Source organism: Pseudomonadota bacterium (assembly GCA_039815145.1).
GTDB lineage: Bacteria > Pseudomonadota > Gammaproteobacteria > Steroidobacterales > JBCBZW01 > JBCBZW01.
On record JBCBZW010000292.1, the window covers coordinates 1 to 1,688 of the forward strand.

General features: G+C 71.0%; 1 protein-coding gene. It reads right to left on the minus strand.

All coding sequences use genetic code 11. The features are described from left to right. The coding region (locus AAF184_25910) for an amino acid adenylation domain-containing protein (GenBank protein MEO0425792.1) at positions 1-1,688 on the minus strand (1,688 nt) is incomplete at both ends.

Here is a 1,688-nt window from a genome sequence, read left to right on the forward strand (position 1 = left end):
GGCCAGGTCGCGCTCCGTGTCGTCGGCGTAGGCGATCGGCGCGGTGGCAGTCGCCGCCGTTGCCACCACCGCGGGCAGGCGCTGACGATTGACCTTTCCATTAGGCAGGCGCGGCAGCGTCTCCAGCATCTGAACGTGCGTGGGCACCATGTACGCCGGCACCCGCGCGCTTAGGTGTTCGCGCAGCGCGACCGTCGTCGGCGCTTCACCTTGCGCCACGCACCAGGCGACGAGGCGTCCACCAGCGCCCTCCTCGACCACGCCGACCGCCGCGTCGCGCACCTGAGGATGCTCACGCAGCAAGCTCTCGATCTCCGCCGGCTCGATGCGAAAGCCGCGCAGTTTGATCTGCTCGTCGGCCCGGCCGAGGTACTCGAGTTCGCCGCTGGACCCGCGCCTCACCAGGTCACCCGTGCGATAGCAGCGACCGGCGCCCACCGCCGCCGGCGCACTGAAGCGCGCGTCGGTCAGATCCTCTCGCCCCAGGTAGCCCTCTGCAACACCGGCCCCGCCGATCCACAACTCGCCGACGGCCCCATCGGGTAGCAAGCCCCCCTGGCCGTCGAGCACGTAGGTCTCCGCGCCGGCGATGGGCCTGCCGATCGGCACGTGATCGACTTCCGTGCCCGTGCAGTCGTAGGCGCTCGCCCACACGGTGCCTTCGGTAGGGCCGTACTCGTTGGTGAGCTGCACGCCCTGCTGACCCAGCACCTGACCGTGGCGTTGGGCGACCCCCACGGGGCACGCCTCACCGGCGACGATGACCGTGCGCAGGCTCACGAGCTGGGCCGGCGCCGCGGCCTCCAACAACAGGGCGTAGAGGCCCGGCAGCATCAGCGTGTGGGTGATGCCGTGCCCCTCGATGAGCTGCGCGAGCGCGCGCGGATCGGCCGCTTCCTGCGCGGGCGCCACGACCAGCGTGTCACCGTCCATCAGGGTCCAGAAGATGCCTGCGACGGAGCTGTCGAAGGCGCAGGAGGACACCAGCAGATAGCGCGTGGGCGCTTGCGCGTAGTGCTCGCCACGTGCCAAGGTGGACGCCAGCAGGTTGCGATGGCGCACGGCTACGCCCTTGGCGCGGCCGGTGGAGCCCGAGGTGTAGATTACGTAGGCGAGGTCGTCACCGGCGATCGGCGGCAGGGTAGAGAGCGGTGGCTCCGCTAGGGCAGCGGCGAAGGTCAATGCTTCAGCACCCGCCACCGCATCCGCGTCCGCCCCCACCAGCATCAGCGGCGCACGCCCGCGCCGCGCGGTGAGATCTTCGATCACCTGACGGCGACGTTGGTCAGGGTAGTCAGGATCGATAGGCACGTAGGCCGCCCCCGCCACCATCACCCCCAGCAGCGCGACGATCTGTTCCGCGCCACGAGGCAACGCGACCAGCACGCCATCGCCGCGGCCGACGCCGCGCAGCTGCAGGGCCGCAGCCACCCGATGCACCGCATCGTGCAGGGCCTCGCCCGTGAAGGCCTGGGTGCCGTCGCTCAGTATCACGGCCTCGCCGCGGTCCTGCGCCCGGGCGAGGATCGCCGGCACCACGGAGGTGACCTCGCCGATAGGCAGCGCCTTGCCGCGCGAGCGCGCCCGCAGGGCATCGGCCTCGGTCGGACTCACCAGCGGCACGCTATCGATGCTCGCGCCCGGGGTAGCTACCACGCCGCTCAGGAACTCGCCGTAAGCGTCGAGCA